Source organism: Vibrio sp. V43_P6S15P86, assembly GCF_009904725.1.
In the GTDB taxonomy this organism is placed as follows: Bacteria; Pseudomonadota; Gammaproteobacteria; order Enterobacterales; family Vibrionaceae; genus Vibrio; species Vibrio diabolicus.
The window spans coordinates 1-26,723 of record NZ_WXWT01000332.1; the positions used below are offsets into that span (position 1 = coordinate 1).

At 46.2% G+C, this 26,723-nt stretch carries 20 protein-coding genes; 8 read left to right on the forward strand and 12 right to left on the reverse strand.

The features are described 5' to 3' along the window. Positions 1–186: 186 nt before the first annotated feature. Entirely contained in the window at positions 187–1,290 is a 1,104-nt protein-coding gene (gene zapE / locus CAG69_RS14615; RefSeq protein ID WP_161444858.1) for a cell division protein ZapE, read from the reverse strand. Positions 1,291–1,485: 195 nt separating this feature from the next. Between zapE and zapG the strand changes: the two genes are divergently transcribed. The 3 genes from zapG to degS all read left to right on the forward strand — a co-directional run bounded on the left by zapG (position 1,486) and on the right by degS (position 4,754). Further along, entirely contained in the window at positions 1,486–1,929 is a 444-nt protein-coding gene (gene zapG, locus CAG69_RS14620) for a Z-ring associated protein ZapG (protein ID WP_005395919.1), read from the forward strand. Positions 1,930–2,132: 203 nt separating this feature from the next. Beyond that, entirely contained in the window at positions 2,133–3,500 is a 1,368-nt protein-coding gene (locus CAG69_RS14625) for a Do family serine endopeptidase (RefSeq protein ID WP_047009069.1), read from the forward strand. Between the two features lie 189 nt (positions 3,501–3,689). Further along, on the forward strand, positions 3,690–4,754 hold the full coding sequence (gene degS / locus CAG69_RS14630) for an outer membrane-stress sensor serine endopeptidase DegS (protein WP_161444860.1): 1,065 nt from the start codon (positions 3,690–3,692) through the stop codon (positions 4,752–4,754). Between the two features lie 37 nt (positions 4,755–4,791). On the opposite strand, the gene parC is transcribed toward degS, so the two are convergent. The 6 genes from parC to nudF all read right to left on the reverse strand — a co-directional run bounded on the left by parC (position 4,792) and on the right by nudF (position 11,804). Continuing rightward, positions 4,792–7,077 (reverse strand): DNA topoisomerase IV subunit A, encoded by a 2,286-nt coding sequence (gene parC / locus CAG69_RS14635; RefSeq protein ID WP_005395922.1) that lies wholly within the window; start codon positions 7,075–7,077, stop codon positions 4,792–4,794. A gap of 3 nt (positions 7,078–7,080) precedes the next feature. Then, positions 7,081–8,961: a DNA topoisomerase IV subunit B gene (parE, locus tag CAG69_RS14640; protein WP_161444862.1), complete on the reverse strand. Its 1,881-nt coding sequence runs from the start codon at positions 8,959–8,961 to the stop codon at positions 7,081–7,083. Positions 8,962–9,210: 249 nt separating this feature from the next. Then, positions 9,211–9,795, reverse strand: a complete 585-nt coding sequence (yqiA, locus tag CAG69_RS14645) for an esterase YqiA (RefSeq protein ID WP_161444864.1) — start codon at positions 9,793–9,795, stop codon at positions 9,211–9,213. A 47-nt stretch (positions 9,796–9,842) separates the two neighbouring features. Continuing rightward, positions 9,843–10,649 carry a 3',5'-cyclic-AMP phosphodiesterase gene (gene cpdA / locus CAG69_RS14650; protein WP_005395929.1) on the reverse strand — a complete coding sequence of 269 codons (807 nt, stop codon included), beginning with the start codon at positions 10,647–10,649 and terminating at the stop codon, positions 9,843–9,845. 61 nt (positions 10,650–10,710) lie between these two features. Further along, the gene (locus CAG69_RS14655) at positions 10,711–11,154 is read right to left on the reverse strand and encodes a DUF1249 family protein (RefSeq protein WP_005395930.1); all 444 of its coding nucleotides are present in this window, start codon (positions 11,152–11,154) and stop codon (positions 10,711–10,713) included. Beyond that, positions 11,154–11,804, reverse strand: a complete 651-nt coding sequence (gene nudF / locus CAG69_RS14660; RefSeq protein WP_161444865.1) for an ADP-ribose diphosphatase — start codon at positions 11,802–11,804, stop codon at positions 11,154–11,156. Before nudF ends, CAG69_RS14655 begins: the two co-directional genes overlap by 1 nt. Before the next feature lie 229 nt (positions 11,805–12,033). Between nudF and tolC the strand changes: the two genes are divergently transcribed. Then, complete coding sequence (tolC, locus tag CAG69_RS14665) at positions 12,034–13,362, forward strand: outer membrane channel protein TolC (protein ID WP_012842165.1); 1,329 nt, start codon at positions 12,034–12,036, stop codon at positions 13,360–13,362. Positions 13,363–13,541: 179 nt separating this feature from the next. On the opposite strand, the gene hldE is transcribed toward tolC, so the two are convergent. The 3 genes from hldE to CAG69_RS14680 all read right to left on the reverse strand — a co-directional run bounded on the left by hldE (position 13,542) and on the right by CAG69_RS14680 (position 19,253). Continuing rightward, complete coding sequence (gene hldE, locus CAG69_RS14670; RefSeq protein WP_114323136.1) at positions 13,542–14,972, reverse strand: bifunctional D-glycero-beta-D-manno-heptose-7-phosphate kinase/D-glycero-beta-D-manno-heptose 1-phosphate adenylyltransferase HldE; 1,431 nt, start codon at positions 14,970–14,972, stop codon at positions 13,542–13,544. 67 nt (positions 14,973–15,039) lie between these two features. After that, entirely contained in the window at positions 15,040–17,883 is a 2,844-nt protein-coding gene (gene glnE, locus CAG69_RS14675) for a bifunctional [glutamate--ammonia ligase]-adenylyl-L-tyrosine phosphorylase/[glutamate--ammonia-ligase] adenylyltransferase (protein WP_161444867.1), read from the reverse strand. Between the two features lie 113 nt (positions 17,884–17,996). Then, positions 17,997–19,253 (reverse strand): methyl-accepting chemotaxis protein, encoded by a 1,257-nt coding sequence (locus tag CAG69_RS14680; RefSeq protein ID WP_005379890.1) that lies wholly within the window; start codon positions 19,251–19,253, stop codon positions 17,997–17,999. Between the two features lie 105 nt (positions 19,254–19,358). Between CAG69_RS14680 and CAG69_RS14685 the strand changes: the two genes are divergently transcribed. Next, positions 19,359–20,132 (forward strand): potassium channel family protein, encoded by a 774-nt coding sequence (locus CAG69_RS14685; RefSeq protein WP_104974514.1) that lies wholly within the window; start codon positions 19,359–19,361, stop codon positions 20,130–20,132. Positions 20,133–20,172: 40 nt separating this feature from the next. On the opposite strand, the gene CAG69_RS14690 is transcribed toward CAG69_RS14685, so the two are convergent. Next, positions 20,173–21,705: a CYTH and CHAD domain-containing protein gene (locus tag CAG69_RS14690; RefSeq protein WP_161444869.1), complete on the reverse strand. Its 1,533-nt coding sequence runs from the start codon at positions 21,703–21,705 to the stop codon at positions 20,173–20,175. A gap of 212 nt (positions 21,706–21,917) precedes the next feature. Between CAG69_RS14690 and CAG69_RS14695 the strand changes: the two genes are divergently transcribed. The 3 genes from CAG69_RS14695 to CAG69_RS14705 all read left to right on the forward strand — a co-directional run bounded on the left by CAG69_RS14695 (position 21,918) and on the right by CAG69_RS14705 (position 24,779). Continuing rightward, positions 21,918–22,598, forward strand: coding sequence for a TIGR00153 family protein (locus tag CAG69_RS14695; RefSeq protein ID WP_031780508.1), 681 nt, complete (start codon positions 21,918–21,920; stop codon positions 22,596–22,598). A gap of 131 nt (positions 22,599–22,729) precedes the next feature. Continuing rightward, complete coding sequence (locus CAG69_RS14700) at positions 22,730–23,989, forward strand: inorganic phosphate transporter (RefSeq protein WP_005395948.1); 1,260 nt, start codon at positions 22,730–22,732, stop codon at positions 23,987–23,989. Between the two features lie 178 nt (positions 23,990–24,167). Next, positions 24,168–24,779: a TIGR04211 family SH3 domain-containing protein gene (locus CAG69_RS14705; RefSeq protein WP_031780509.1), complete on the forward strand. Its 612-nt coding sequence runs from the start codon at positions 24,168–24,170 to the stop codon at positions 24,777–24,779. Between the two features lie 91 nt (positions 24,780–24,870). On the opposite strand, the gene ggt is transcribed toward CAG69_RS14705, so the two are convergent. Then, positions 24,871–26,601, reverse strand: coding sequence for a gamma-glutamyltransferase (gene ggt, locus CAG69_RS14710; protein WP_161444871.1), 1,731 nt, complete (start codon positions 26,599–26,601; stop codon positions 24,871–24,873). Between the last annotated feature and the right edge of the window lie 122 nt (positions 26,602–26,723).

Here is a 26,723-nt window from a genome sequence, read left to right on the forward strand (position 1 = left end):
GTCTAAGAGCCCAGTCATCACCCCTTCGAGTCGTTGGTACTCTCGACCTTCAATTTCGAAATAACTTCGATAATCCGGTCTGCAGTAACGGTGGGTCGCAGGATTATAGAGAAGAGCGAAGAAAAAATCACCTTTTTTTGCGCCAAATCACTAATTTTTTCTTCACTTTTTAAGAACCCACTAGATTTAGGCCAAATGCTCACGCGCGAGGTACTCATGACTTTGCATCTCAGTGAGCCGAGACAAACAGCGCTTAAATTCAAACTCGAGCTGCCCCTCAGTATATAAGTCTTCCATTGGTACTTCAGCAGAAATAATCAACTTCACATTGCGCTCGTAAAACTCATCGACCAGTGCAATAAAACGTCTCGCTGCATCATCTATTTTACGATTCATCTGTTGAACATCCGCCAGTAATACCGTGTGATAAATACGGGACAACTCAATGTAGTCATTTTGACTGCGAGCGGTTTGGCATAACTGAGCAAAAGACGCATGCAGAACCCCATCACTCGCTTCAATTACCTCAAGCTGACGGTGATTGATTTCGATTTGATGAGCGACGATCTGACGTTCGCCCGTCAGCTGCTGATAATACTTGTTGAGATTAATGTTGGCCTGTTCATCAAGTGGATAATGGTATATTTCGGCCTGTTCAAGCGTTCTTAAGCGATAATCAACGCCACTATCAACATTCAACACGTCACAGCGTGCCAAAATCATATCAATTGCAGGCAAAAAGCGCGCTCTTTGTAAGCCATTACGATATAAGTTCTGCGGTTCGATGTTTGAAGTCGCGACTAGGATCATCTGCCGCTTGAACATCTCTTGGAGTAACGTTGCAAGGATCATCGCATCCGTAATGTCAGAGACAAAAAATTCATCAAAGCAAACCACATCCGCTTCTTCTTTGAATTTATCCGCTACTTTTGCTAGCGGATTTTCGACATCACCTAACAGCTTCAACTCATCATGTACTCGATACATGAAGCGGTGAAAGTGTACGCGCATTTTTCTTTGGGTTGGTAAAGCATCAAAAAACGCATCCATGAGGTACGTTTTACCGCGTCCGACTCCTCCCCAAAAGTAAAGACCTTTTGGGGGCTCAGGCATGTCGATTTTTTTTCCCATGAGCTTTTGCCATTTGGAAAGCTGGGGCACAGGAGCTGACTGAAATTCAACGATAGCATGGTAAAGCTTATCTAATGCAACGACCGCTTGATACTGAGCTTCATCACGCTGAAACCCGTGTTCTGCTATGTCTTTTTGATATTGTTGTAGTGGTGTCATCGTATTAAGTCGTATAGAGGTACTGGGAAAAGGGTTACCTCGGGGTCAACTTTGAGAATAGAGAGAAGTAGTTATCAGTCCCCGAAGACATACTGCTATTTTTCTTTATCGGCTGTTCAAGCCATAGTAACATGGACTAGCACCGCGTGTAACTAAGTAGTAAAAGACTTGTTAAAACAACTATAAGGAGCAGTTATGCCTTGGATTTATGCCATTGTGGGTTTGCTGGTCGGTACAATCGTAGGCGTAGTCATTAGTAGACTAACCACCCCTGAATACAAGAAACAAAAGTCTGTGCAGAAAGAACTTGAAGCGGCCAAGTTTGAACTAGAGCAACAACGTCAAGAGCTCGTCGATCATTTTGCACAAACCGCAGAAATGTTGGATACACTAGGTAAAGATTACACCAAGCTGTACCAACATATGGCTAAGACCTCTTCTGAGCTTTTGCCAAACTTGCCAGAGCAAGACAACCCGTTTGATAAGAAAACGGCAATGTCTTCTGAAGCTATTGCAGAAGATCAACCAGAGTTTAACGAACAGCCAAAAGACTACGCCAATGGCGCAACGGGTCTTTTAAAGGATCAAGAGAAAGAAATCATTAATGCTCCCGAAGCGGTAACCGCAAAAGCATCATAACCTTCTCTTACCTCTACCTACTAGGGCCGATACATTTGTATCGGCCCTTTTTTGAACTTTTTCTTCTCACCTTTGCTCTAACTTGGATGTGAACTGCCTCCCCCTTTGATTATCCGAACTAGGCCCTATATTAGTTATTAACAAAGTGAACTAACCGTTCGGATATTTCTTTTTGGCAGACATGTTTCAAGAGGAGTTATTGGATGAAAAAACCACTGCTTGCGCTCACCGTTCTATCTCTGAGTTTGGGCTCTATTATTGCGCCAGTTCAAGCCACCGCCGCATTACCTTTAAATGTGGATGGCCAACAGTTACCTAGCTTGGCGCCCATGCTTGAGAAAGTAACCCCTGCTGTTGTGAGTATTGCTGTAGAAGGCAAACAAGTACAAACCAGCCGTATTCCCGAACAATTTCAATTCTTCTTTGGACCGGACTTTCCGATGGAGCAAAGGCGCGAGCGCCCGTTCAGAGGTTTAGGTTCTGGTGTCATTATTGATGCGAAAAAAGGGCATATCGTCACTAACTACCACGTAATCAAGGGCGCGGATGAGATTCGAGTTCGCCTCTATGATGGTCGCGAGTATGACGCTACGCTCGTTGGCGGAGATGAGATGGCCGATGTTGCGTTGCTTAAATTAGAAAAAGCGAAAAACTTAACGCAAATTAAAGTCGCAGATTCCGACAAACTTCGCGTAGGTGACTTTACGGTTGCGATTGGTAACCCATTCGGACTCGGTCAAACCGTGACGTCGGGCATCGTCTCAGCGTTAGGCCGTAGTGGCTTAAACGTTGAAAACTTCGAAAACTTCATCCAAACCGATGCCGCAATTAACAGCGGTAACTCTGGTGGTGCATTGGTCAACCTTAATGGTGAGCTGATCGGTATTAATACTGCGATTTTAGGCCCTAACGGCGGTAACGTGGGGATTGGCTTTGCGATTCCGTCCAACATGATGAAAAACCTCACCGAGCAAATTCTAGAGTTTGGTGAAGTCAAACGCGGCATGTTGGGTGTACAGGGCGGTGAAGTAACCTCTGAGCTGGCTGATGCATTGGGTTACGAGTCAAGTAAAGGGGCCTTTATTGGCCAAGTCGTACCAGACAGCGCAGCCGATAAAGCTGGATTGAAAGCCGGTGATGTAATTGTATCGGTAAACGGCAAAGAGATTAATACTTTCTCAGAGCTCCGCGCAAAAGTGGCAACGCTGGGCGCAGGTAAAGAAATCACATTAGGTGTGGTTCGAGATGGTAAGAATAAAACCTTTGATGTAACGCTTGGCGAATCTACAAATATGAAAGCCAAAGCCGAAACATTACACGAAGGGCTCAAGGGTGCGGAATTAAGCAATACGACACCAAGTGATGCGATTCAAGGCGTTAAAGTATCGAGCGTTGCAGATAACTCTCCGGCTGCTCAATATCAATTACAGCAAGGTGACATCATTATCGGTGTGAACCGCCAGCGCGTGAAAAACCTTGCTGAGCTTCGTGCAATAGTGGATAAACACAAAGGCGTATTGGCTCTGAATATTCAGCGTGGCGAACGTACTATTTATCTTGTTATTCGTTAGTCACTTTCAAAGTGATAGGAAATAAGGTTTTCGATGCATAGCACCGATAATAAGCCTCAAATACTTTTCCTTATCGCTCAATAGCTAATGAAAAGGGCAGCACGATTCCGTGTTGTCCTTTTGTTATTTTTCAATGTAATGCTATTCTTCATCTTCTATGCCATTTTGGCGCTCATGCATGGAGAGGATATGCTCAGCTTTTTATTACGTTCTGTCTTTTTAGGCTTGGCTACTGCCGCAGTGGTATTACTGGCGGTGCCATCTTTGCGCAACAACGTAATTCCTGCCGCGCTAGATCCGCAACCTGTTAATATCGCGTCCGTTGAGTTGACATTTAATCAGGCGGTGCGAAGAGCAGCACCTGCCGTAGTAAACATCTACAGCCGTAAATATGTTGAAAATGATCGCAGTAAACTCTCGACTCAAGGTCTGGGTTCAGGTGTCATTGTCAGTGAGAAAGGCTACATCATTACCAACTACCATGTGGTTGCTCAAGCAGACCAAATTGTTGTCGCATTACAAGACGGTAGAGCCGCGGCAGCTCAGCTAGTTGGCACGGATAAACGCACAGACATTGCCGTACTGCGTGTCGAAGGTTCAAATTTACCTGTTATTCCTCTGAACTCTAATTACAAGCCACAAGTGGGTGATGTGGTCCTAGCCATCGGTAACCCATACAACCTTGGACAAACCACAACGTTCGGCATTATTTCAGCAACAGGACGCTCATCTATTAGCGACGGTCGCCAAGCATTCATTCAAACCGATGCCGCCATCAATGAGGGCAACTCTGGCGGTGCTCTAGTGAACACACAAGGTGAGCTCGTCGGCATCAATACCGCCTCTTTCCAACAAGCGACTGATTTAGAAACTTACGGTATTTCCTTTGCTATTCCTGCGTCACTAGCCAGCAAGATCATGCAGAAAATCATCGCTGATGGTCGCGTGATTCGTGGCTATATCGGTATCGACGGCCAAGACATTAATGCGGTCACTGCTCGCCTACTTGGAAATGAACACATAGGTGGTATTGTCGTGCTTGGTATTGATCCAAATGGTCCTGCCAATGCGGCAGGCTTCCAAAAGCAGGACATCATTATCAGTATTGATGGCAATAAAGTGCAAGGGCGTCAGAGCGTTATGGATATCGTCACCGATTTACGTCCTGGCACCACCGTGGACGTAGGTATCATTCGCAAAGGAAAAGAGATGAGCTTGAAAGTCACGATTGCTGAAGACAAGCAAGAAGCATAAAAAATCCCAGCCATTGGCTGGGATTTTTATTTGTGCGTTACTCGCTATCGCTCGGTGTTTCCGTCGTATCGGAATCATCCAGTTCAACTTCAATGCGAGTGACTCGCTGCAAACCTCTTGGTAATAACCCACCTCGGCGACCACGTTCGCCACGGAAGTTATCAAGGTCAGACGGTTTAAGACCCAACTTTCGCTTACCCGCGTACAGCGTTAACGATGCACCTTTTGGTAAAGACATTAAGTGAGATAGTACTTCTTCTCGCTCTTTTGCTTTAGCAGCAGGAATGTTGATGATCTTATTCCCTTTACCTTTCGCCAGTTGTGGCAGGTCTTTGATTGGGAACAGCAGCATGCGACCTTGGTTAGTGATTGCTAAGATTTCATCAGAATCTAAATCTTCAATCGCTTTTGGCGTCATGACCTCAGAGTTAGCCGGTAAAGTGACCAGCGCTTTACCACTGCGGTTTTTAGACAGCAAGTCAGCGCCTTTACATACAAAGCCGTAACCTGCATCAGAGCCCACCAGCCACAGCTGATCTTCTTCACTCATGATCACTTGGCGAATACTGCTACCAGCCGTAATATTCAAACGACCGGTAATCGGCTCACCTTGACTACGAGCAGAAGGCAGCGAGTGCGATTCCAGAGAGTAACTTCGACCATCACTACCTAGGAATACTGCAGGCTGATTACTCTTACCTCGCGCATGCGCTAAGTATTTATCACCCGACTTATAGTTCAAGCCTTCTGCATCCACGTCATGGCCTTTCGCGTGACGAATCCAACCTTTCTCAGAAAGCACAACCGTGATTGGTTCGCTTGGAACAAGATCACGTTCAGTAAGCGCTTTTGCTTCTGCACGCTCAACCAATGGAGATCGACGGTCATCACCGTATTTCTCAGCATCCGCTTTGATTTCTTTTTTCAGTAGTGTGTTTAGACGACGCTCAGAACCGAGTAGCTGTTCTAGCTTCTCGCGCTCTTTCTCTAGCTCGTCTTGCTCACCACGAATCTTCATCTCTTCTAGCTTGGCTAGGTGACGAAGTTTGGTATCTAGAATCGCATCCGCTTGGATATCGGTAATACCGAAGCGTGCCATCAATACCGCTTTAGGATCATCTTCGGTACGGATGATCTCAATCACTTCATCTAGGTTTAGGTAAGCAACCAACAAACCTTCCAAAATGTGTAAGCGAGCCATGACTTTGTCTAGGCGGTGTTGTAGACGACGACGTACGGTCGTGCGACGGAACTCAATCCACTCTGACAGAATTTGCACCAGACCTTTAACTTGAGGACGATTATCCAAACCAATCATGTTCAAGTTAACGCGGTAGCTGCGCTCAAGATCCGTTGATGCGAACAAGTGGTTCATCAACAAATCACAATCGACGCGGTTTGACTTAGGTACCACAACGATACGCGTTGGGTTCTCGTGATCCGACTCGTCACGAAGATCGTCAACCATTGGTAGCTTCTTCGCACGCATCTGGTTGGCGATTTGCTCAAGCAGTTTTGCACCCGATACTTGGTGTGGTAGAGAGGTGATAACGATATCAGAACCTTCTTTGTGCCATACCGCGCGCATCTTGATGCTGCCGCGACCATTGCGGTAAATCTTCTCAATATCCGCTTGCGGCGAGATGATTTCTGCTTCTGTTGGGTAATCCGGACCTTTAACATATTGCATCACGTCCGGCAGTTCTGCTTTCGGGTTGTCGATCAAATGAATAGTCGCATCTGCGATTTCACGAACGTTATGCGGTGGGATGTCTGTTGCCATACCAACCGCAATACCGGTTACACCGTTAAGCAAGATATGAGGCAGACGTGCTGGCAACATTTGTGGCTCTTTCATTGTGCCATCAAAGTTAGGTTGCCATTCAACCGTGCCCTGGCCCAGTTCGCCTAGCAATACTTCAGCAAACTTAGACAGTTTTGCTTCGGTATAACGCATTGCCGCAAATGATTTCGGGTCATCTGGCGCACCCCAGTTACCTTGACCATCCACTAATGGATAGCGGTAAGAGAATGGCTGAGCCATCAATACCATCGCTTCGTAACACGCTGAATCACCGTGCGGATGGTATTTACCTAACACGTCACCAACGGTACGTGCAGATTTTTTGTATTTTGCTGATGCGGAGAGACCAAGCTCTGACATCGCATAAATAATGCGTCGTTGAACCGGCTTTAAGCCATCACCAATGTATGGCAAGGCGCGGTCCATGATGACGTACATCGAGTAGTTCAGATAAGCGTCTTCAGTGAACTTGCGCATTGGCAACTGTTCGACGCCATCGTAGGTAATTTCTGTAGACATCCGTTACACCTCTGCCAAGTCGCCGTTGTTTTGTAGCCAAGAACGACGGTCATCTGCACGCTTTTTACCTAGCAGCATGTCCATCATTTCCATGGTCGCCGTAGAGTCGTCAATGGTTAACTGCACTAAGCGACGCGTGTTCGGATCCATGGTGGTTTCACGCAACTGAAGTGGGTTCATCTCACCCAGACCTTTGAATCGTTGCACGTTGATTTTGGCTTTCTTCTTCGACAAGCGCTCTAAGATGCCATCTTTTTCATCGTCATCGAGGGCGTAAAACACTTCTTTACCACAGTCGATTCGATACAGAGGCGGCATCGCCACATAGATATGACCCGCTTCCACTAGTGCGCGGAAGTGACGAGTAAATAGAGCACAAAGCAGCGTTGCGATGTGAAGACCATCCGAGTCCGCATCGGCAAGGATACAGATCTTACCGTAACGCAGACCATCAAGGTTATCGCTGTCAGGATCAATCCCCAAAGCCACTGAGATATCGTGTACTTCTTGAGACGCAAGAACTTGGTCAGCAGAGACTTCCCACGTGTTCAAGATCTTACCACGCAGTGGCATCACGGCTTGGAACTCACGGTCACGTGCCTGTTTTGCCGAGCCACCCGCAGAGTCACCCTCCACAAAGAAGATTTCAGTGCGACTTAAGTCCTGTGCTGAACAGTCGGTCAACTTGCCTGGCAGTGCCGGGCCGGACGCCACTTTCTTACGTACGACTTTTTTCGCTGCACGCATACGACGGTGCGCGTTAGCGATACAGACTTCTGCCAATTGCTCTGCTAGCTGAGGCTTTTCGTTCAACCAAAGACTGAACGCATCTTTTACTACGCCAGAGACAAATGCCGCGGTTTGACGAGAAGACAGACGTTCTTTGGTCTGGCCTGCAAATTGCGGATCTTGAATTTTAACCGACAACACGTAAGAACAGCGGTCAAAAACGTCATCACCCGTTAGCTTAACGCCACGAGGTAATAGATTACGGAACTCACAGAATTCGCGCATCGCTTCTAACAAGCCTTGGCGTAAACCATTAACGTGCGTACCACCTTGAGCAGTTGGGATCAGGTTAACGTAGCTTTCGGTGATCATCTCACCACCTTCTGGCTGCCAAATTACCGCCCAGTTTGCCGCTTCGGTATCCGCCAAGAACTCACCAGTAAATGGTTCTTCAGGAATAACTGGGTAGCCTTTTACGCCTTCCGCAAGATAGTCTTTAAGACCGTCTTCGTAGTACCACTTATAGTCTTTAACATTAACTTTGTCGGTTAATGTAATTTCTAAACCCGGACACAAAACCGCTTTTGCGCGCAGATTATTGACTAGGCGCGTAACAGAGAAGTTAGCCGAATCGAAGTACTTCGCATCAGGCCAGAAATGCACGCTGGTACCGCGATTGCGACGACCACATGTGCCGGTTACGGTCAGGTCAGAGACTTTATCACCGTGCTCAAATGCAATTTCATACACTTGGCCATCACGACGAACGGTTACTTCAACGCGTTTTGACAACGCGTTTACTACCGAAATACCTACCCCGTGCAAACCACCAGAGAATTGGTAGTTTTTGTTAGAGAACTTACCACCTGCGTGCAGCTTGCATAGGATTAACTCTACGCCCGACACTTTCTCTTCTGGGTGGATATCAACAGGCATGCCTCGACCATCATCGATCACTTCTAGTGATTGGTCGGCATGTAGGATGACTTGTACTTTTGAGGCATGTCCGGCTAGCGCTTCATCGACACTGTTGTCGATAACTTCTTGGCCCAAATGGTTTGGGCGCGCTGTATCCGTATACATCCCTGGTCGGCGACGTACTGGCTCTAAGCCATTCAGTACTTCAATGGCACCAGCATTATATTGTTCAGTCATAATACGGAATTATTCTCAAAGTTTACTTGTTGCCTGAATATCACCAATGGGTGAACCCATACTCAGGAAACGAAAAAGCCACCCTGTTCACATCACTAAGTGCTTGTAAACATGATGCATAACAAAGTAGCCAGGGTCCTCGACCCTTAAGATCTTTTGGCAAAACATAGTCGGAAAGCATACCGCCCATGTCAAGAAACGGTTGGATATATCAATAAAAACTATGAGCCTTTTCCAATCGCTTTCGAATTACAGTTCTAGAAATTCGATAATCTGTGCAGGATAACGCTCAAAGCCTACAAAACTGTGATCACCGCCTTGTTCTACTGTTTGCTTAGCGTCTGCAAACTTATCTACCGCTTGTCGATAGTCTAAAACCTCATCTTCTGTTTGCTGCAACAACCAGAAAGAATGTGGCGACGCGATGCTTTGTACATCAAGAGCTTTTAACTCGTCAATATGACAAGCTTCAAGTGTATAGGTTTCGTGCGTATAAGGGTTAGTTTGCTCACCCAAATAATCTACTAACAACTCATAGGGCTTAACCGCGGGGTTGACCACAACCGCTTTAAATCCAAACTTGTCATTTAGCCACGTTGACATAAAGCCGCCTAATGAGCTGCCCACCAGACCAATGTTATAATCGTCTTTATATTGTTCGATGATATCCAACAACATTTTCGCCGCTTGTTGAGGATAACAAGGTAACTGGGGAACAATCACTTTGATATCAGGACGATGCTGCTCGCAGTATGTTCTCATCACATTGGCTTTCATTGAAAATGGGGAGCTGTTAAAACCATGGATATACAGAAGAAGTGAAGGTTTACTCATAGATATCTCGCACAAAAAAGCGAGCCCGAACATAGAGCTCGGGCGCGTTAGTATCCGTTAGAAGAGAAGTCTGGTTGGAACTGGCCGTCAGGAAGTCGGCCCACTTGGGTCGTAATCTCACCACAAGCGTGCAACTGCAGTTCACGCCAACCAGGCGAAGTCGTATCGAGGGCAAAATCATCCGAGTTGGGCTTAAACTGAACACACGTTGAGGGTGTTGCCATCACTCGAATACCATTATGAAGCACATTCATGTCTTGATGAACATGACCACAGAGAATGCCTTTCACGTTATCAAAACGATCGACAACCTGCCAGAACGCTTCGGCATCTTTTAAGGTATGTTGATCAAGCCACGCGCTTCCCACCAATAATGGATGGTGATGCAGCAACACAAGTGTGTGCCTTTCTGGGTGTTCTGCTAACTTTTCTTCGAGTAACGCTAACTGCTGATCACTCAAGCGTCCGTGGGGAACGCCAACAACTTGCGAGTCTAAAAGAACCAACTGCCAATGCGCGCCAAGCAATACATGCTCTGCCGCTTTGATTTGTTGCGAAGGTAATACACTGCCCATATTGGGCTTGTAGTCATGATTACCAGGCAGCCAAAAGCAGTCTTTCTCTAGCGGTTCAATGCCTTCGGCAAAGCGCTGGTAAGATTCTGCACTATGGTCTTGGGAAATATCCCCTGTCGCCAAGATGTAATCAAACGTCACGTTGCGGCGTAAAACATCAGCAACAACAGCGTTAAAGCTATCGGCCGTTTTTACGCTCAGCAAACTTCCCTCATCGGCAGCAAACAGATGAGTATCCGTAATTTGTAAAAGTTTGATGCTGTCACTAGATGATTGCAAAATGAAAACCTGATTCGTCCACTATATCGTTATTTGTTATTTTCCTTTAGTGACGTGACGATCAATTGAAGGCAAGTGGTGTTCTACTGATACCACTTCGTAAACAAAACGTCAGCCATTCACCGAGGAATGTGTTTAGTTGATGCTTTTCATCTTTCTGCATCAGTTGGTCGTTGGGATAATCATACTTAGCTTTTATGCGAGAGAACTCTCCGCTTGAGCATACTTCGGCTACTCTCGCATCGTGATAAAGCCTGACAGACATCGTCGGTAAAGGAAACACTGGCGTTTCATCACTCTGACATATCTCAACAACTGTGGTGTATTTTGTGATTTCATTCACGGTCAGTTGGTAAACCATGTTCGCCGCTTGATAGCAGCGTACATCCCCAACTTCGGCAGAAGCAGGCAGTAAGGCGTTCAATTTAGCGTAGTTGGTCTCATAGGTTCTCATTAGACCCGCCAAATCAACATGATACCTCTGTTTTTCAGCCACTTGTGCCATTACTTACTCTCCACCATTTGGGGTTGCCCCCACTGTGACTTCAACTCTTGATGGTTTAATTGCAACCATTGCAACGCAATAATCGACGCACCATTTTCAAATTTTCCGTCTTTCACCCATTGATATGCTTGCTCACGACTCAAAACATGTACGCGAATATCTTCATTCTCATAGTCTAAACCATGAATGCCGTGCGCTTTAGATGCGTCCACTTCACCAACAAATACGTCCAACTTTTCCGAGCAACCGCCAGCAGAAGGATAATAAGAAGTGACTGGCGCAACACGCCTCACTTGTATCCCCGCCTCTTCGACAGCTTCTCGGCGAATGACGGCTTCAGCTGATTCATCACGGTCAATCATACCCGCGACAATCTCTAGCTGCCATGGGTGTTGATGCTCTAAGGCTCCTACTCGAATCTGTTCAATGATAACCACTTGATCCGTATTTGGATCATAAGGAAGCATCGCTGCAGCATGACCACGCTCGAACATTTCTCGTTCGACAACCTCGCTCCAACCTCCAGCAAATAGCTTATGCTGAAAGCGATATTTCACCATTTTGAAAAAGCCTTCAAATAAGGTTTCTTTCGAGATGACTTTTACATCTTGCGAAGTAAAATCCTTTTGTTGTTTGTCACACTGTTGCATTCGACACCTCTCTGAGTGAATCTTGTAGTTTACTCATTGTTATTCGCTTGCTCAAAGGACTTGGCTCAACTTTTTGTACAATAGTTACAAATTAATTTAAGTCTTTGGTGAAAACTTATTGCACAACTGGATAATTACGTGTAAAAAAGTGCAAACTTTAGAGTAAATATCGTGCAAATTGAGTTAAACTACTGAGAATTAACCAATCTATTGACCGCGGGAATAGAAAATGAAAAAATTGCTTCCACTATTTATCAGTGCAGCGCTAGGTAGCATGAGTACGTCTGCGTTCGCAGACTCTTTGGCTGAAATCTACGACTTAGCAAAACAAAATGATCCACAATTGCTCAGTGTAGCAGCACAACGTGACCAAGCTTTCGAAGCAATCACCTCAAGCCGTAGTGCTCTATTACCACAAATTAACCTAACAGCAGGTTACAACTTAACTCGTGGCGATACTGAATACGACTCAAACCTAGTCAATGACGTATCAAACGATGCCAACGCTCTAACCGCTGGCGTTAGCTTTTCACAAGCACTTTACAACCGCGCATCTTGGATCTCGCTAGATACCGCTGAGAAAAGTGCTCGCCAAGCAGACGCAACTTACGCTGCGACTCAACAAGCACTAATTCTTCGTGTTTCACAAGCGTATTTTGAAGTTCTACGCGCACAAGACAACCTTGTTTTCGTCCGTGCAGAAAAAGCCGCAGTGGGTCGTCAACTAGAGCAAACAAAACAGCGTTTTGAAGTAGGTTTATCTGCGATCACTGACGTACACGACGCGCAAGCTCAGTACGACCAAGTACTGGCGGATGAAGTGTTAGCAGAAAACGCACTGACTAACAGCTACGAGTCATTACGTGAAATCACCGGTCAAGAGCACAAAGATCTCAACATCTTGGACACTCGCCGCTTCACTGCTAGTCCATCGACCGTGCCTGCTGAGTCGCTAATTGACGAAGCAAAAACCAAAAACCTGACCTTGCTGTCTTCACGTATTCTTCAAGATATCGCACGTGACAATATTTCACTAGCAAGTTCTGGTCATCTACCAACGCTGTCTCTAGACGGTGGTTACAACTACGGTGATACGTCTCATAGCTCTCGTGACAACACCACAGACAACTTCAATATCGGTGTGAACCTTGCGGTGCCGCTATACACGGGTGGTAACGTCACCTCTCAAACCAAACAGGCTGAATACGCGTACGTGGCTGCAAGTGAAGATCTTGAAGCACAATACCGTAGCGTAGTAAAAGATGTTCGCGCACAAAACAACAACATTAACGCCTCTATCGGCGCACTACGTGCTTATGAGCAAGCCGTTATTTCTGCGCGCTCTGCACTAGAAGCAACAGAAGCAGGTTTTGATGTGGGTACTCGTACTATCGTTGACGTGCTAGACGCAACTCGTCGTCTATACGATGCGAATAAAAACCTATCGAATGCTCGTTACGACTACATCTTAAGTGTTCTTCAGCTACGCCAAGCCGTTGGTACGCTAAGCGAACAAGACATCTTAGACGTTGATGCAGGTTTGAAAGCAGCAAAATAATTGCTGACTGAATGCTTCAGTTCTCAATAAATAAAAACGCCAGTTGATTTATCAGCTGGCGTTTTTTTATTGCTTGCAGTTAAGAGACGAAAAGTATCTCAGAACATCTAGTATCAAAAAGGCCGCACTTGGCGACCTTTTACAAACAAATAGCGTTTCAATGCCAACAAATCGTAGGCTTAGCCCTTACCGCCTTTGATTGCATTGATGATTTCACTGGTTGAGCAACCATCCTCAAAGTTCAATACACGAACTTCGCCACCTGCAGCAATGACTTCTTTACCACCAGCAATCTCTTCTGGTTTGTAATCACCACCTTTTACAAGCAAGCTTGGCAGAACTTCCGAGATCAAACGTTGCGGCGTATCTTCACTAAATGGTACAACCCAATCCACAGCGCCCAAACCTGCCAATACCGCCATGCGGCGATCGGTTGGATTCACAGGACGACCAGGCCCTTTAAGGCGTTTTACTGATTCATCGGTATTCACCGCAACAATCAGGCGATCACCAAGTTCTGCAGCGTGATTGAGGTAAGAAACATGCCCAGCGTGAAGAATATCAAAGCAGCCGTTTGTCATGACGACTTTCTCGCCACGTGCACGTGCTTTTTTCACTGCTTCAATCAGCGCTTTTTCTGAAATCACACCGTAATCCGTGTCTTGGCTGCCATGTACCGCTTCTGCCAGTTCAATTTCAGACAAGGTCGAGGTACCAAGCTTACCAACAACAACGCCTGCCGCAGCATTCGCTAGTGCACACGCTTCTTCGAAGGATTTGCCTGCGGCAACAGACGCTGCCAATACAGAGATAACCGTGTCGCCCGCACCTGTCACGTCGTACACTTCTTTCGCTTGAGTCGGAAGGTGGAATGGCTCTTGACCACGGCGGATCAACGTCATGCCGTTTTCACTACGCGTAACCAGTAGCGCTTCAAAATCAAACTCTTCAACAAGCTGAAGTGCTTTTTCAACCAGCTCTTGGTCTGATTTCACTTTACCTACAACGTCTTCAAACTCTTTCATGTTTGGTGTTAAGAGTGTCGCGCCGCGGTAGCGTTCAAAATCCGCACCTTTAGGGTCAATGAAAACTGGAATGTGTGCTGCGCGCGCTTTTTGGATGTATGCCTGAACATGCTCTAACGAGCCTTTTGCGTAGTCAGACATAATCACGGCTTTAACGTTTGGCAGAGCGGCATCCATACGTGATAGCACAGGTGCAGAATCCGTGTTTTCAAATTTATCTTCGAAGTCGAGACGAATAAGCTGTTGTCCACGGCTCATTACGCGAAGCTTCGTGATCGTTGGGTAATCAGGCAGTGCAACGAAATCGCACTTCACATTGAGTGAGCTCAGCGTCTCCGTCAGCACTTTTGCAGGCTCATCTTCCCCTGTTAGACCAACAATGTGAGCATGGCCACCTAGTGATGCGATGTTCATCGCAACGTTCGCAGCACCACCAGGACGCTCTTCATTGTTTTCTACTTTTACAACAGGAACCGGCGCTTCAGGAGAAATGCGTCCGGTTGGGCCATACCAGTAACGATCTAGCATGACATCACCGATGATGAGCACACCAGCGCTGTTGTAATCAGGTAGAATTGGTTTCATTATTGGTCTCCAAAAATTAAATCGAAGTGAGTTTATCACAGCCCTTATCGAGGCTAAATATATGGTCTTAACTGAACCACTGATTCCAAGCCTGTTTTACCCACTCCCTTTCGGCAACAAACTTATCTTCCACCACATCAGCATCTAAATTGAGTAGATTTCTCCGGTGTATTTCGTTTCGCATTGTCGTGTAGGCACGTATCAACTGCATTGCCTGGTCTTCGTCCATGACATTTTGTGCAATGAGCGTTTCAAAGATGCGCACATTATCACACCAACGCGTTAATTTCGGCTTATCGTGACTATAGTTGAGCACTAAGTACTGAGCGAGAAATTCGATATCGGTAATCCCTCCCACATCTTGCTTGAGCATAAAACGGCCGGGCTTTTTCCCCCCAAGATGACCGCGCATTTTCTCTCTCATTTCGACAACGGCTTTTTTCAGTTCCGTCCGATCGCGCGCTTTGCACAACACATCATGTCGCGTATTGTGAAATGCAATGGCAAGGGGTTCATCGCCGTAAATCAAGCGCGCGCGCACAAGTGCTTGATGCTCCCATGTCCAGGCTTCTTGATGCTGATAATCGTCAAACGCATCGGTTGGGCTAACCAACAAACCTGACGCGCCAGATGGGCGCAAGCGGGTATCGACTTCGTACAAAATGCCGGAAGCGGTGCGAGTCGAGAAAATATGGATGATGCGCTGCGCTAGGCGAAGGTAGAACTGACGACCGTCGAGTTCCTTTTTGCCATCTGTATAGACATTGACTGGGCAGTCATGCATGAAGACGATATCCAAGTCGGAGTTATAGCCGAGTTCCCAGCCACCGACTTTGCCATAACCAATGACGGCAAAACCCTTGCCTTCACGATCTTTCACATGCGTTGGCTCGCCGTATTTTTCGGACACTTGCAACCAAGCCTGACTGACCACAGCATCAACAATAGCTTCCGCTAAATAGGTTAAGTGATCACTCACTTTCATCACCGGCAATGCACCAGCAATATCCGCCGCCGCAATACGTAAAATGCAGATTTGCTTAAACTGACGCAACGCTTCCATTTGCTGTTCCATATCATCTTCTGGAATACGGGCCAGATAATCACGCAGCTCTGTACGGTAACTGTCTAATGGGATTGGATTGTACAACTGCGCAGGATCGATCAACTCATCGAGTAAGATCGGATACCGAGATAGCTGCTCTGAAATCATTGGGCTTGCGGTACACAAACGCACGAGCTGCACCAGAGCCGCTGGATGCTCATCCAATAATTCCAAGTAAGTTGTGCGAGTGCAGATGTTGTGTAGCAAGTGAAGTACACGAGATAGACCAAACTGTGCATCAGGATGGGCAAAGACCGCATCAAACACCTTCGGCATCAAACGGTTTAACACTTCTCGTCCACGCGGTCCTAACGTTTTTTTAGCCAGATCGGTTTTAAAGTTGATGATAGTTTTCGCGTATGAAGCAAAGTCTTCAATCTGAATATCCTGCTGCAAGATATGCTCAAGAACGTCTTGTTTGTCGGCCATATCCCATAGCTCATGAAAATGACGAGCAACCGTAGTCCCCTCGTCTTCTTCATCATCACCAATTAGTGATTCAAAAACTTGGTGAACATTTGCCATATGCTGCTGGGTTTGCTCACTCAATTGCTCCCAACAGCTCATTTTCATCGCAGTGGCGAGCTTTAAGCGTTCGGTTTCGCAATCAGGCAGCGTCTGGGTTTGCTTATCCGCCATTGCTTGCAACAAGTTTTCTAATTGACGCAAGTACTTATATGCGGCTTCTAGATCGCTGACTTCTTGTGGAGTAAGCAATGCCAGCTCTTCAATGCCTTGCAGCGTTTCCAACAACCCTCGATTACGCAAAGAAGGTTCTCGACCACCTCGAATCAATTGAAAAACTTGAGCGATAAATTCAATTTCTCGGATGCCACCTGCACCTAACTTAATGTTGTTGTTCAAACCTCGGCGGCGAACCTCACTACTGATCATCGATTTCATCCGACGCAAAGACTGAATCGCACTGAAATCAATATAGCGACGAAAAACAAAAGGACGCAGCATTTGGCGTAGCTCTTGGTATTGCGGGTACATTTCGCACCCCATCACTCGAGCTTTGATCATCGCGTAACGCTCCCAGTCACGTCCCTGTTCTTGATAGTAATCCTCTAGTGCCGCATAGCTCATGACTAATGGACCACTCTCACCAAACGGACGCAAACGCATATCTACGCGGTAACAGAAGCCATCGAAGGTTTGTTGGTCGAGCGCTTTGATGATGCGTTGACCAAGGCGAGTAAAGAACTGGGCATTGGCAATACTGCGGCGCGCGCCTTGTGTCTCACCGTTTTCTGGATATGTGAAAATCAGATCGATATCGGAAGAAAAGTTTAACTCGCCGCCACCCAGTTTCCCCATGCCGATAATTAACATCGGCTGCACTTCACCGTCCTCACTTGTCGGCGTTCCCCACTCCTGACAACACGCTTGATATTGCCATTGATAGGTTTCAAAAATCATCGCTTCAGCCAACTCAGATAAGTGGCTTAAAGACGTTTCTAGCGACCATGCATGCGTGAAATCCTTCCACGCAATGTACACCATTTCTCGGTTGCGAAACTGACGCAACACGCGATGACCAGACATCTCATCCGGGCATTGTCCCAACAGTGCAGCAAGACGTGAGCGGTAAGATTCCTGACGACTTGATTGCGCTAACATGCTTGGCAACTCACGGGCTAAAACTTCATCGCGATGAATGGCCTCGGTAATAAACTGGCTTAAGCCCGCCACATAGCGAAATTGCTGCGCAATCTCATCTGGCCAAAGGGGAAAATAACCTGCGTCTTGGGCGTTTTGTACGGCAGATTCAGCGATAGAAATCAGTGGCGAAGGCAGCTGCATTTTTCTTCCTTGTTTGAAAAGCACGGTAACTCATTCTTTATACCAGACTGAAAGCAAATAAAAACGCCCACAAAAGGTTTGTGGGCGTTTTATCAAAAGTTCGGGATCGAATATTAAACTTGGAAAGATTTGATCTTCTTGTCTAGCTCACCTGCATTATTTTGCATCATTTCAGAGGTTTCTAGCAGCTCGGTAACGACAACAACTGAGGCTTCCACCAACTCACGTACATTGGTGAGGTTTTGGCTCATCTCTTCTGCAACACTGCTTTGCTGACCAGACGCCGTCGCGATCTGGAAGTTCATGTCATTGATTTGCGTCACTTGCCCAACAATACCATCGAGCTCAGATCCAGCATTAGAAACCAGCTCGTTTCCATCTGCCGCTTCTACAACGCTTTTTTCCATGAGTTCTACCGCAGATTCAGCACTGGTTTGCAGCTGTGCGATCATCTCTTGAATTTCTACCGTCGCTTGTTGTGTGCGTTGGGCAAGGTTACGAACTTCATCTGCAACCACAGCAAAACCACGACCCGCCTCGCCAGCTCGCGCCGCTTCAATCGCCGCATTCAGTGCAAGCAGGTTGGTTTGTTCAGAAATGCCTTGAATCGTCCCCACAACGCTACCAATGGCTTCAACACGTTCTTCAACTTGGTTAACCGCTTGTGCCGATGAAGCGATATCCGACGAAAGTTCACTCATTTTCGCCATTGTACTTTGCAAGAACTGCTGACCAGAAATTGCTTGTGCGGAAGCTTGCTCTGTTAGAGAAGATGCCGTCTGGGCATGTTCCGCGACGGTTTGGACCGTCGACGACATTTCACTCATCGCCGTAGCAAGTTGATCAATTTCGTTAAACTCTTCTTGCGCCGATTCCTTCGTTTCCGACATGCTCAGCGTCATCACTTCCGTGAGTGTGGATAACTCATCAGAAGCATTAATTTGCATTTGAATCACATCGTGCAGTTGGCGACGTGTCTTTTCTAATTCACGTGCCACGTCTCCGTATTCATCTTTACAATCCATACCAAATGGCACGGAGAGGTTCTTGCTCGCCATCAGTTTGATCGCGTCGCTCAGATACTGTGTTTGACGCAGCATCACTCTAGCCGCCGCTAATAAGAGCACGACAAAAACCACAATCAATAAGGCAGTTTGCCAAGCAACTTGCGTTAAATATGCTTCGTAATGCTGTTGGGCAACTTGCGCGTTTTGTGTCGCCGCTAAAAGTGAATCGTAAAAGGTGTTCGCGTCCCACAGTTGTTTTGCCACTATCAGGACAGTACTGAAGACCATCAACATGACCATTTTAGGAACCAGTCGAATGTCGGATATGACCCTTTCCCATGGCTTAAATGCCAGCTTTTCCATTGTCAGTTCTCCACCGAGTCTTATATAGTCTTTATCTATAATCTTTATATTACTTATAGTTATGTTCGCGTTTAGCGTGGTTACGCGATTTATTTCGAGCTTCGTATGAAAAACAATGATATCAAAGACAGCACACGACCGATGGGCCTGTTGTCACTAATATTGTCTTTTATGGCACTATTTGTGATCTCTGGCTTGTTGTTTTTCCCGATCGATCACGAAACCCGTCAAGTTCTTATCGGTCTGGATTTCATAATCTGTAGTATTTTTCTATTACAGCTCACCATTGATTTGATCCGGTCCACAGATCGCTGGTTATTTCTTAAACGTCATTGGATAGATTTCGTGGCGAGCATCCCATTAATAGAGCCACTGCGCTTTGCTCGTATCTTTCATATTCTTCGAGTGGTATTAGTACTGCGCTCGTCGAAGTTCATTTTGCATCAGCTCAAAGAGAACCGCCGCGAAACCACGGTCGCCTCAATATTACTGTTGATGGTGATCCTCATTACGCTCGGTTCTAGTGCAATGCTGTTTATTGAAGCGAAAAACCCAGAAGCGAATATTCGCACTGGCGCCGATGCTTTGTGGTGGGTATTCGTAACGATCTCAACCGTTGGTTACGGCGATCATTATCCGGTGACCTCAATAGGAAAGTTTTTAGCCGTCATCATCATTGTTTGTGGTGTGGGGATCTTTGGTATGATTTCGGGTCTTATCACCTCTATCCTTACTGCCCCGACAAAACAACAGACGCACAGCTCAATCAATAAAGAACGTATGCTCGAGCAGCTCCTAAGCCAACAAGCGCAAATACTAGAACGACTCGACTTCATAGAACAAGAGCTGCAACAAAGCAAAACAAAGACAAAAAAATAGGACCATGCGGTCCTATTTTTTGTCCTTATCACCAGAACGATCATTCACGCCAATAAGGCTGCACTTCTACACTGATCGCTCGGGTTTGATCCATTGCATGCAAAATTGAACGCTCTTGACGGTGCAACCAGCGTTCTAACTGCTCTTTTTCTGCGTCTTCCAACATATCAACCAACGGAAGTAAGTGGTTCAGCATTAGCAGATCATCAATACCATGCACCAGATCCGCCCATGGCAAACGGAAGCTGTTACGCTCATCCGAGTTATACAAACTCGCGAAACCAATACCGGTATAGAGGTTACGCAGCAAGCGATAGCGCTGATCAACGTACTCTTGCGCCGTCAGGTCGCGCTCTGCTGGGAAAGCTTCCATTAGTTCTGCCCAAGTGCGATCGAGCTGAGTAACTGAAAACGGCATGATGTTACTTGCCATTTTTTCACGTGCTTTTTCATCAAGAAATGGCTGCCAACCGCGTGCTAAGATCCAGCGGCTTAGATCCAGCAGTAACCCGGTGTAACGCGCGGAATTGAGCAACCCTAGCACTTCTTCACGGCTTGGCAACTCTTGTAACTGCTGAGTCAGCTCAGATACTAAGAACTTACGCGCATCCAACTTACGCAGCACATTGCCTTTGTCATCTAAGAGCTCTTCAAGGTGTGCATGCTCATCTAACCAACTCAGTTCTTCTTCCAACCATTTAAGCTCTTGGCGCAGAATCGCACTCGCGCGACGAGGGACAATTCCTCCAAAAATAGTCAATGTTTGACGAATGAAACGAATGGCATTACTGATTTCACGTAGCGCTTCCACGCTGTCACGCTCAGCATAAATTTGCTCGTGATAATGCCAATGAGACAAAGCGTGCTCTAAAGAGTTGATCAAGCAAAATTCAACGGTATCCGTCGGACTACTGTCCACAAGTGCCAATGATTTTACTTCATCACCCGCATAACCGCTTGCAAGTCGATAACCTTTCGCCGCTTTGCTCAAGTTACCCAAGCGCATACCACCTTGCTCGCAAAAGCTGCGTGCCAGCGTGAATAAAGCTTCGGTTTGGCCAGACTTAAGTTCCAGTTCAACTTCGCAAATCGGTTCTTGTTTCTCTTCCCCATCTTCACCTTTGGCTACGACCATACCTTGGTCAAACGCCACTTCTACTTGGCTACCGTCTGGCATGCCAATCAGCCACTGTTCACGTGTGAAGTTGGTCGAGAATAACGGCATAAGCTCAGATTGCAGCGTTGCTGCGTCTTTACCTGGCGGCCAAATGTCTACAGGATGAAGCGACAGATTAGGCTCGTCGCTAGTGTGTTCAGCATTGTATTCTGGTCTTTGATGTAAGCCTGCGACGACGCGTCCTGCTGTCTTTACGGTTTGGACGAATACATCATCAAAACGGCGAATTCTTAAACCAATGTCGTGCTTTCTCAGCCATTTATCGGCGGTATCAAAGTAGGTGTTACCCAAGTCACGACAACTATGCTGAAGTACTTTTGTCTCAGAAATTTTTTCTTTTAAAGTTTCTGAAAATTCAGGAGAAACAAAAACATTCAGTTCTATTTCGGTTTCCATAGCTATACCTTTCAAAGCAGATAGAAACAGGATATTGCGTAATTTCTCGCACGGCAAGAGAGAAATATCGCCGGAATGATGATCTAAAACAGTTTTAATGAGCGATTTAATGCGTTACCATGCGCGCCTTTATAGCCATCGTTCAACATTTCGCCAAGCACTCAGAAATGGTGTATGTTTTTTTAAGGTTATAGTTATTAGGTTGAATGACCATGCCAGTAAATACAATTATGGGGTTATTTGCAAAGTCCCCAATTAAGCCTTTGCAACGCCACGTTGTGTGTGTCAACGAATGTTGTTCACACTTGGTGAAATTCTTTGAAGTATCTTCAAAGGGTGACTGGGAAAAAGCATCTGAAATCCGTGCACAAATTTCTCACCTAGAGAAAGAAGCGGACGTGCTGAAACGTGAAATCCGTCTAAAACTGCCTCGCGGTTTGTTCATGCCAGTAGACCGTACTGACATGCTTGAGCTTCTGACTCAGCAGGACAAACTTGCAAACCTGGCAAAAGACATTGCTGGCCGTGTATATGGTCGTCAACTTGTCATTCCTGAGGCTCTCCAACCAAACTTCCTCGCTTACGTTCAACGTTGTCTTGATGCGGCCGATCAGGCGCAAAAGGTAATCAATGAACTTGATGAATTGCTAGAAACCGGCTTCAAAGGTCGTGAAGTGACGCTCGTCGCTGAAATGATTCATCAATTAGATGTCATCGAAGATGATACCGATGCTATGCAGATTGAACTTCGTCAACAGTTGATGGCGATTGAGTCTGACATGAACCCTATCGATGTCATGTTCTTGTACAAGATTCTTGAATGGGTAGGTGGTATTGCCGACCAAGCGCAGCGCGTAGGTGCTCGTTTGGAAGTCATGCTATCTCGATCTTAAAACATAAAGTTAACGACATAACGAAGAGCATAATGAACACGTGTCATAGGGACGATGACTATTTTCATCGTCTTATGGTTTGGCGCGCGTAAAATTTTGTTCCGCTTGTTATAAAACAACTAGGTATTACGATGGATATCCTTGCGAACTACGGCACTGTCCTGATTATTGTTGCAGCGATTTTTGGTTTCATGATGGCGATTGGTATTGGCGCGAACGACGTTGCTAATGCGATGGGTACATCAGTAGGTTCAAAAGCGCTAACCGTAAAACAAGCTATCATCATTGCGATGATCTTCGAATTTGCAGGTGCTTACCTTGCAGGCGGTGAAGTAACCGACACTATCCGTAAAGGTGTAATCGAAACTTCTTTATTTGCTAGTCAACCTGACGTTCTTGTCTACGGTATGATGTCTGCTCTTTTGGCTGCGGGTACATGGTTACTTCTTGCCTCTTACATGGGCTGGCCAGTATCTACGACTCACTCAATCATCGGTGCAATCATTGGTTTTGCATGCGTATCAGTAGGTACTGAAGCGGTTGACTGGGGCAGCGTTCAAGGCATTGTTGGTAGCTGGATTATTACACCAGTGATTTCAGGTTTCTTTGCTTACGTTATCTTTGTCAGCGCACAACGTCTGATTTTTGATACTGAGAACCCGTTATTCAACGCCAAACGTTTTGTTCCTGTTTACATGTTCATCACAACAATGGTGATTGCACTTGTAACTATCAAAAAAGGTCTAAAACACGTTGGTCTTCACCTAACCAATGGCGAAGCTTGGATGTGGGCAGCAGCAGTTTCAGCACTTGTGATGGTTGGCGGCTACGTATATATCCAGAAAAAATTCGCTAATCGCGAAGAAGACCGCAGCTTTTCTGGCGTGGAAGGTATCTTCAGCGTTCTGATGGTTATCACCGCTTGTGCAATGGCATTTGCACACGGTTCAAACGACGTTGCAAACGCCATTGGTCCACTGTCTGCTGTCGTATCGACTGTTGAACATATGGGCGAAATCAGCACGAAAAGCACCATCGCTTGGTGGATTCTACCTCTTGGTGGTATTGGTATCGTGGTCGGTCTTGCGACACTGGGTCACAAAGTAATGGCAACCGTTGGTACAGGTATCACTGAGCTAACTCCTAGCCGTGGTTTTGCAGCTCAGCTAGCAACCGCTTGTACTGTTGTTCTAGCTTCTGGTACTGGTCTGCCAATCTCAACCACTCAAACATTGGTTGGTGCGGTTCTCGGTGTTGGCTTTGCTCGTGGTATCGCGGCACTAAACCTGGGCGTGGTTCGTAACATCGTGGCATCATGGATCGTTACACTACCAGCAGGTGCACTATTGGCCGTTGTATTCTTCTACGGACTTCAAGCGATGTTCGCTTAAGACACTAGTCAATAGAATGTAAGCGCTTTGTCATTATTGACTCAAACGCACAGAAAGGGAGGCTTTGCCTCCCTTCTTTGTTGCACCGAAGTTTGAAACTGCATACTATTCGTCTATTTCCGGCTCCAATCATTCGGTGCCAACGCTGTCTCCAAGAAAAATCGTTAAGGGATTTACTGTGAAAAAACTAATCATCACGGTTTTGTTTACTTTGCTAGCAGCGCCAGCGGCCCTAGCAGCAGACCGTTATATTTCTGATGACCTCTTCACTTTTATGCACTCAGGTCCAAATAACACCTACCGTATTATTGGTAGTGTTAACGCCGGTTCTAAAGTACAACTGATTAAAACCAACCGAGATACTGGCTATACGCAAGTTCGTGATGACCGAGGTCGTACTGGTTGGGTACAAAGCAAGTTTGTGACAAACCAAGAAAGCATGGCGATTCGCCTTCCTCGCATTGAGAAAGAGCTAGCAGAAGTGAAAGAGCAGCTTGCTAACGCTCGTAAAACTTCTGATGCAGAGAAAGCCGGCCTTGTTACCTCTCTAGAAACGCGTAACCAACAAATTTCCGATCTTGAGAATAAATACTCTGAGATCAGCGACCAGCTTACTTCTGTTGAGACAGAAAACCGCGAGCTGCGCGCTAAACTGGATACACAAAAAGACGACATGCTGCTTAAGTACTTCACTTATGGCGGCGGTGTTGCAGGTTTAGGTTTGCTATTTGGTTTGATTCTTCCGCATGTCATGCCTCGTAGAAAACGTTCACCTGCGGGTTGGGCATAAGTCCTTCGCCCTTTTATCTATAAAAAAGAATGCAAAAGCCAGTCGATATTCGACTGGCTTTTTTGTTTGCTTAGTTTTACGGAAATCTGCACTACTCCCCCATTGAACTAGACGCTCGACGACGATCCGTTGCGCCATAAAGCTTGCCATCTTTTAGCTCAATTGCATTCAAACCACTTACCACTGGAATAACGTGTACTGGGTAGCCAAGCTCCATAAACTCCGGCACCAACATTTCTGCGAAGGTTTTCTTCTCCACTAGCAAGCCTGTTGGGTCATACGGCTTCGTGCGGTCTATCTTGGTACCGTACTGGATGTTTGGTAAGTCAATAGCCTCTTGCGCTGATAAGTTCCAATCCAGCACGCCAACCACGGTTTTGAGTACATACCCCGGGATTTGCGAACTTCCTGGTGAACCGACAACCAAACGCAAGTTATCATCACTGTCCATCACCATTAATGGCGTAATGGCTGAGCGTGGACGCTTACCCGCTTCAATCGAGTTTTGAGTAGGCTTACCGTTAAGCGTTGGTTGAGGTGAAAAGTTTGCCATTTGTGCATTCAAGATAACGCCATCAACCATGACACCAGCTCCCATTCCCGTGCCAACGGTGCTGGTCATAGCAATCGCATTACCTTCCCTATCAACGATAGAAATGTGCCCTGTATCTTTGCTCTCGAAGCCTTGATATTGCGCATACTGAGTTTGCGTTATCTGTCCGGCTTTTGGATTCTCTTTTGAGGTGCCATTATCAGGGATTAAATCACGTCTCTGGTCCAAATAGGTTTTAGATAACAATTGTTCAACTGGTGCTTCCACATAATCCGGATCTCCTGCATACGCAATACGATCAGCTTTTGCTAAGCGCATCGCCTCGGTCATTAAACGCCAAGGCTCTACATCAGTTAATGCCATCTGAGATATATCGTACGGCTCCAGCAATTTCAGACTTTGAGCAACCATCACACCGCCAGAGGCCGGGTAACCAAACGAAACGATTTTGTTGCCTCGATAATCGCTTTCAATAATATCGCGAGATTTCACCTGATAGTTTTTAAAGTCCTCTAACGACAATTTCTCATGCTGATCGTTAATACGACTATTCACCGTATCAACAATATGTTGACCAAGTGCACCACCATACAAATAGCGATCGCCTTGCTGAGCTATTTTCTCTAGCGTCTCAGCCATTTTAGGGTTCTTCATTAACGTCCCTGTTGGCTTCACTTCATCATCTTGCCAATACAAGGCTTTAATTTCTGGGTCGCGAGCCAAACGCGTTTGCTCTCGCACGACGATATCATAGGTATAGCTATTCATCGCGTACCCATCACGCGCGAGCTTAATAGCAGGTTGAACCAACTCAGACCATGGTAATTTGCCGTATTGCTCATGAGTGGAATAAAGCAAACGTAAGGTGCCCGGTACCGCAACGGAGCGAGGCCCCAAAATTTCATCGCGGCTGAGTGCTTTCCCATTTTCAATAAACATCTCAGGGTGAGCGCTAGACGGCGCTTCATCTCGCCCATCAAGGGCTAAAAACTTCTGCTTGCCATGTTGATAAAACAGCGCGAAAGTACCGCCGCCAATTCCCGTCATATCTGGCTCAACTACAGACATCACCATCTGCATCGCGACCATGGCATCAACGGCGTTCCCGCCCTCTTTCAATATTGAATAACCAGTGCTGCTCACGTAAGGGTTGGTCGCGCTGACCATAAAATCTTGTCCGTTATTGTCTGGTGTTATAGGGAAAGGGGTCGGCTTTGCTGCGTAACTTAACGACGCAACAACACTTAAAGAAAAAATCAGAATACGCATGTGTCTCTGTGTAGACTCCTGTTATTTCATGGGGTCTAACGTGGACCAGGTCGTGATGACGAAGTTCGTGAATATGGCGCTTTTTTACACAACGCTGACTGGAATCGCGCTATCAATAGTTG

Excerpts from the sequence above, each read along its gene's own strand:
- CAG69_RS14690 (WP_161444869.1), bottom strand. The coding sequence starts at position 21,705 with ATGGAAACCGAAATAGAACTGAATGTTTTTGTTTCTCCTGAATTTTCA.
- CAG69_RS14700 (WP_005395948.1), top strand. The coding sequence starts at position 22,730 with ATGGATATCCTTGCGAACTACGGCACTGTCCTGATTATTGTTGCAGCG.
- degS (WP_161444860.1), top strand. The coding sequence starts at position 3,690 with ATGCTCAGCTTTTTATTACGTTCTGTCTTTTTAGGCTTGGCTACTGCC.
- ggt (WP_161444871.1), bottom strand. The coding sequence starts at position 26,601 with ATGCGTATTCTGATTTTTTCTTTAAGTGTTGTTGCGTCGTTAAGTTAC.
- nudF (WP_161444865.1), bottom strand. The coding sequence starts at position 11,804 with ATGCAACAGTGTGACAAACAACAAAAGGATTTTACTTCGCAAGATGTA.
- CAG69_RS14655 (WP_005395930.1), bottom strand. The coding sequence starts at position 11,154 with ATGGCACAAGTGGCTGAAAAACAGAGGTATCATGTTGATTTGGCGGGT.
- zapE (WP_161444858.1), bottom strand. The coding sequence starts at position 1,290 with ATGACACCACTACAACAATATCAAAAAGACATAGCAGAACACGGGTTT.
- glnE (WP_161444867.1), bottom strand. The coding sequence starts at position 17,883 with ATGCAGCTGCCTTCGCCACTGATTTCTATCGCTGAATCTGCCGTACAA.
- CAG69_RS14695 (WP_031780508.1), top strand. The coding sequence starts at position 21,918 with ATGCCAGTAAATACAATTATGGGGTTATTTGCAAAGTCCCCAATTAAG.
- zapG (WP_005395919.1), top strand. The coding sequence starts at position 1,486 with ATGCCTTGGATTTATGCCATTGTGGGTTTGCTGGTCGGTACAATCGTA.
- CAG69_RS14685 (WP_104974514.1), top strand. The coding sequence starts at position 19,359 with ATGAAAAACAATGATATCAAAGACAGCACACGACCGATGGGCCTGTTG.
- parE (WP_161444862.1), bottom strand. The coding sequence starts at position 8,961 with ATGACTGAACAATATAATGCTGGTGCCATTGAAGTACTGAATGGCTTA.
- CAG69_RS14680 (WP_005379890.1), bottom strand. The coding sequence starts at position 19,253 with ATGGAAAAGCTGGCATTTAAGCCATGGGAAAGGGTCATATCCGACATT.
- parC (WP_005395922.1), bottom strand. The coding sequence starts at position 7,077 with ATGTCTACAGAAATTACCTACGATGGCGTCGAACAGTTGCCAATGCGC.
- yqiA (WP_161444864.1), bottom strand. The coding sequence starts at position 9,795 with ATGAGTAAACCTTCACTTCTTCTGTATATCCATGGTTTTAACAGCTCC.
- tolC (WP_012842165.1), top strand. The coding sequence starts at position 12,034 with ATGAAAAAATTGCTTCCACTATTTATCAGTGCAGCGCTAGGTAGCATG.
- CAG69_RS14625 (WP_047009069.1), top strand. The coding sequence starts at position 2,133 with ATGAAAAAACCACTGCTTGCGCTCACCGTTCTATCTCTGAGTTTGGGC.
- hldE (WP_114323136.1), bottom strand. The coding sequence starts at position 14,972 with ATGAAACCAATTCTACCTGATTACAACAGCGCTGGTGTGCTCATCATC.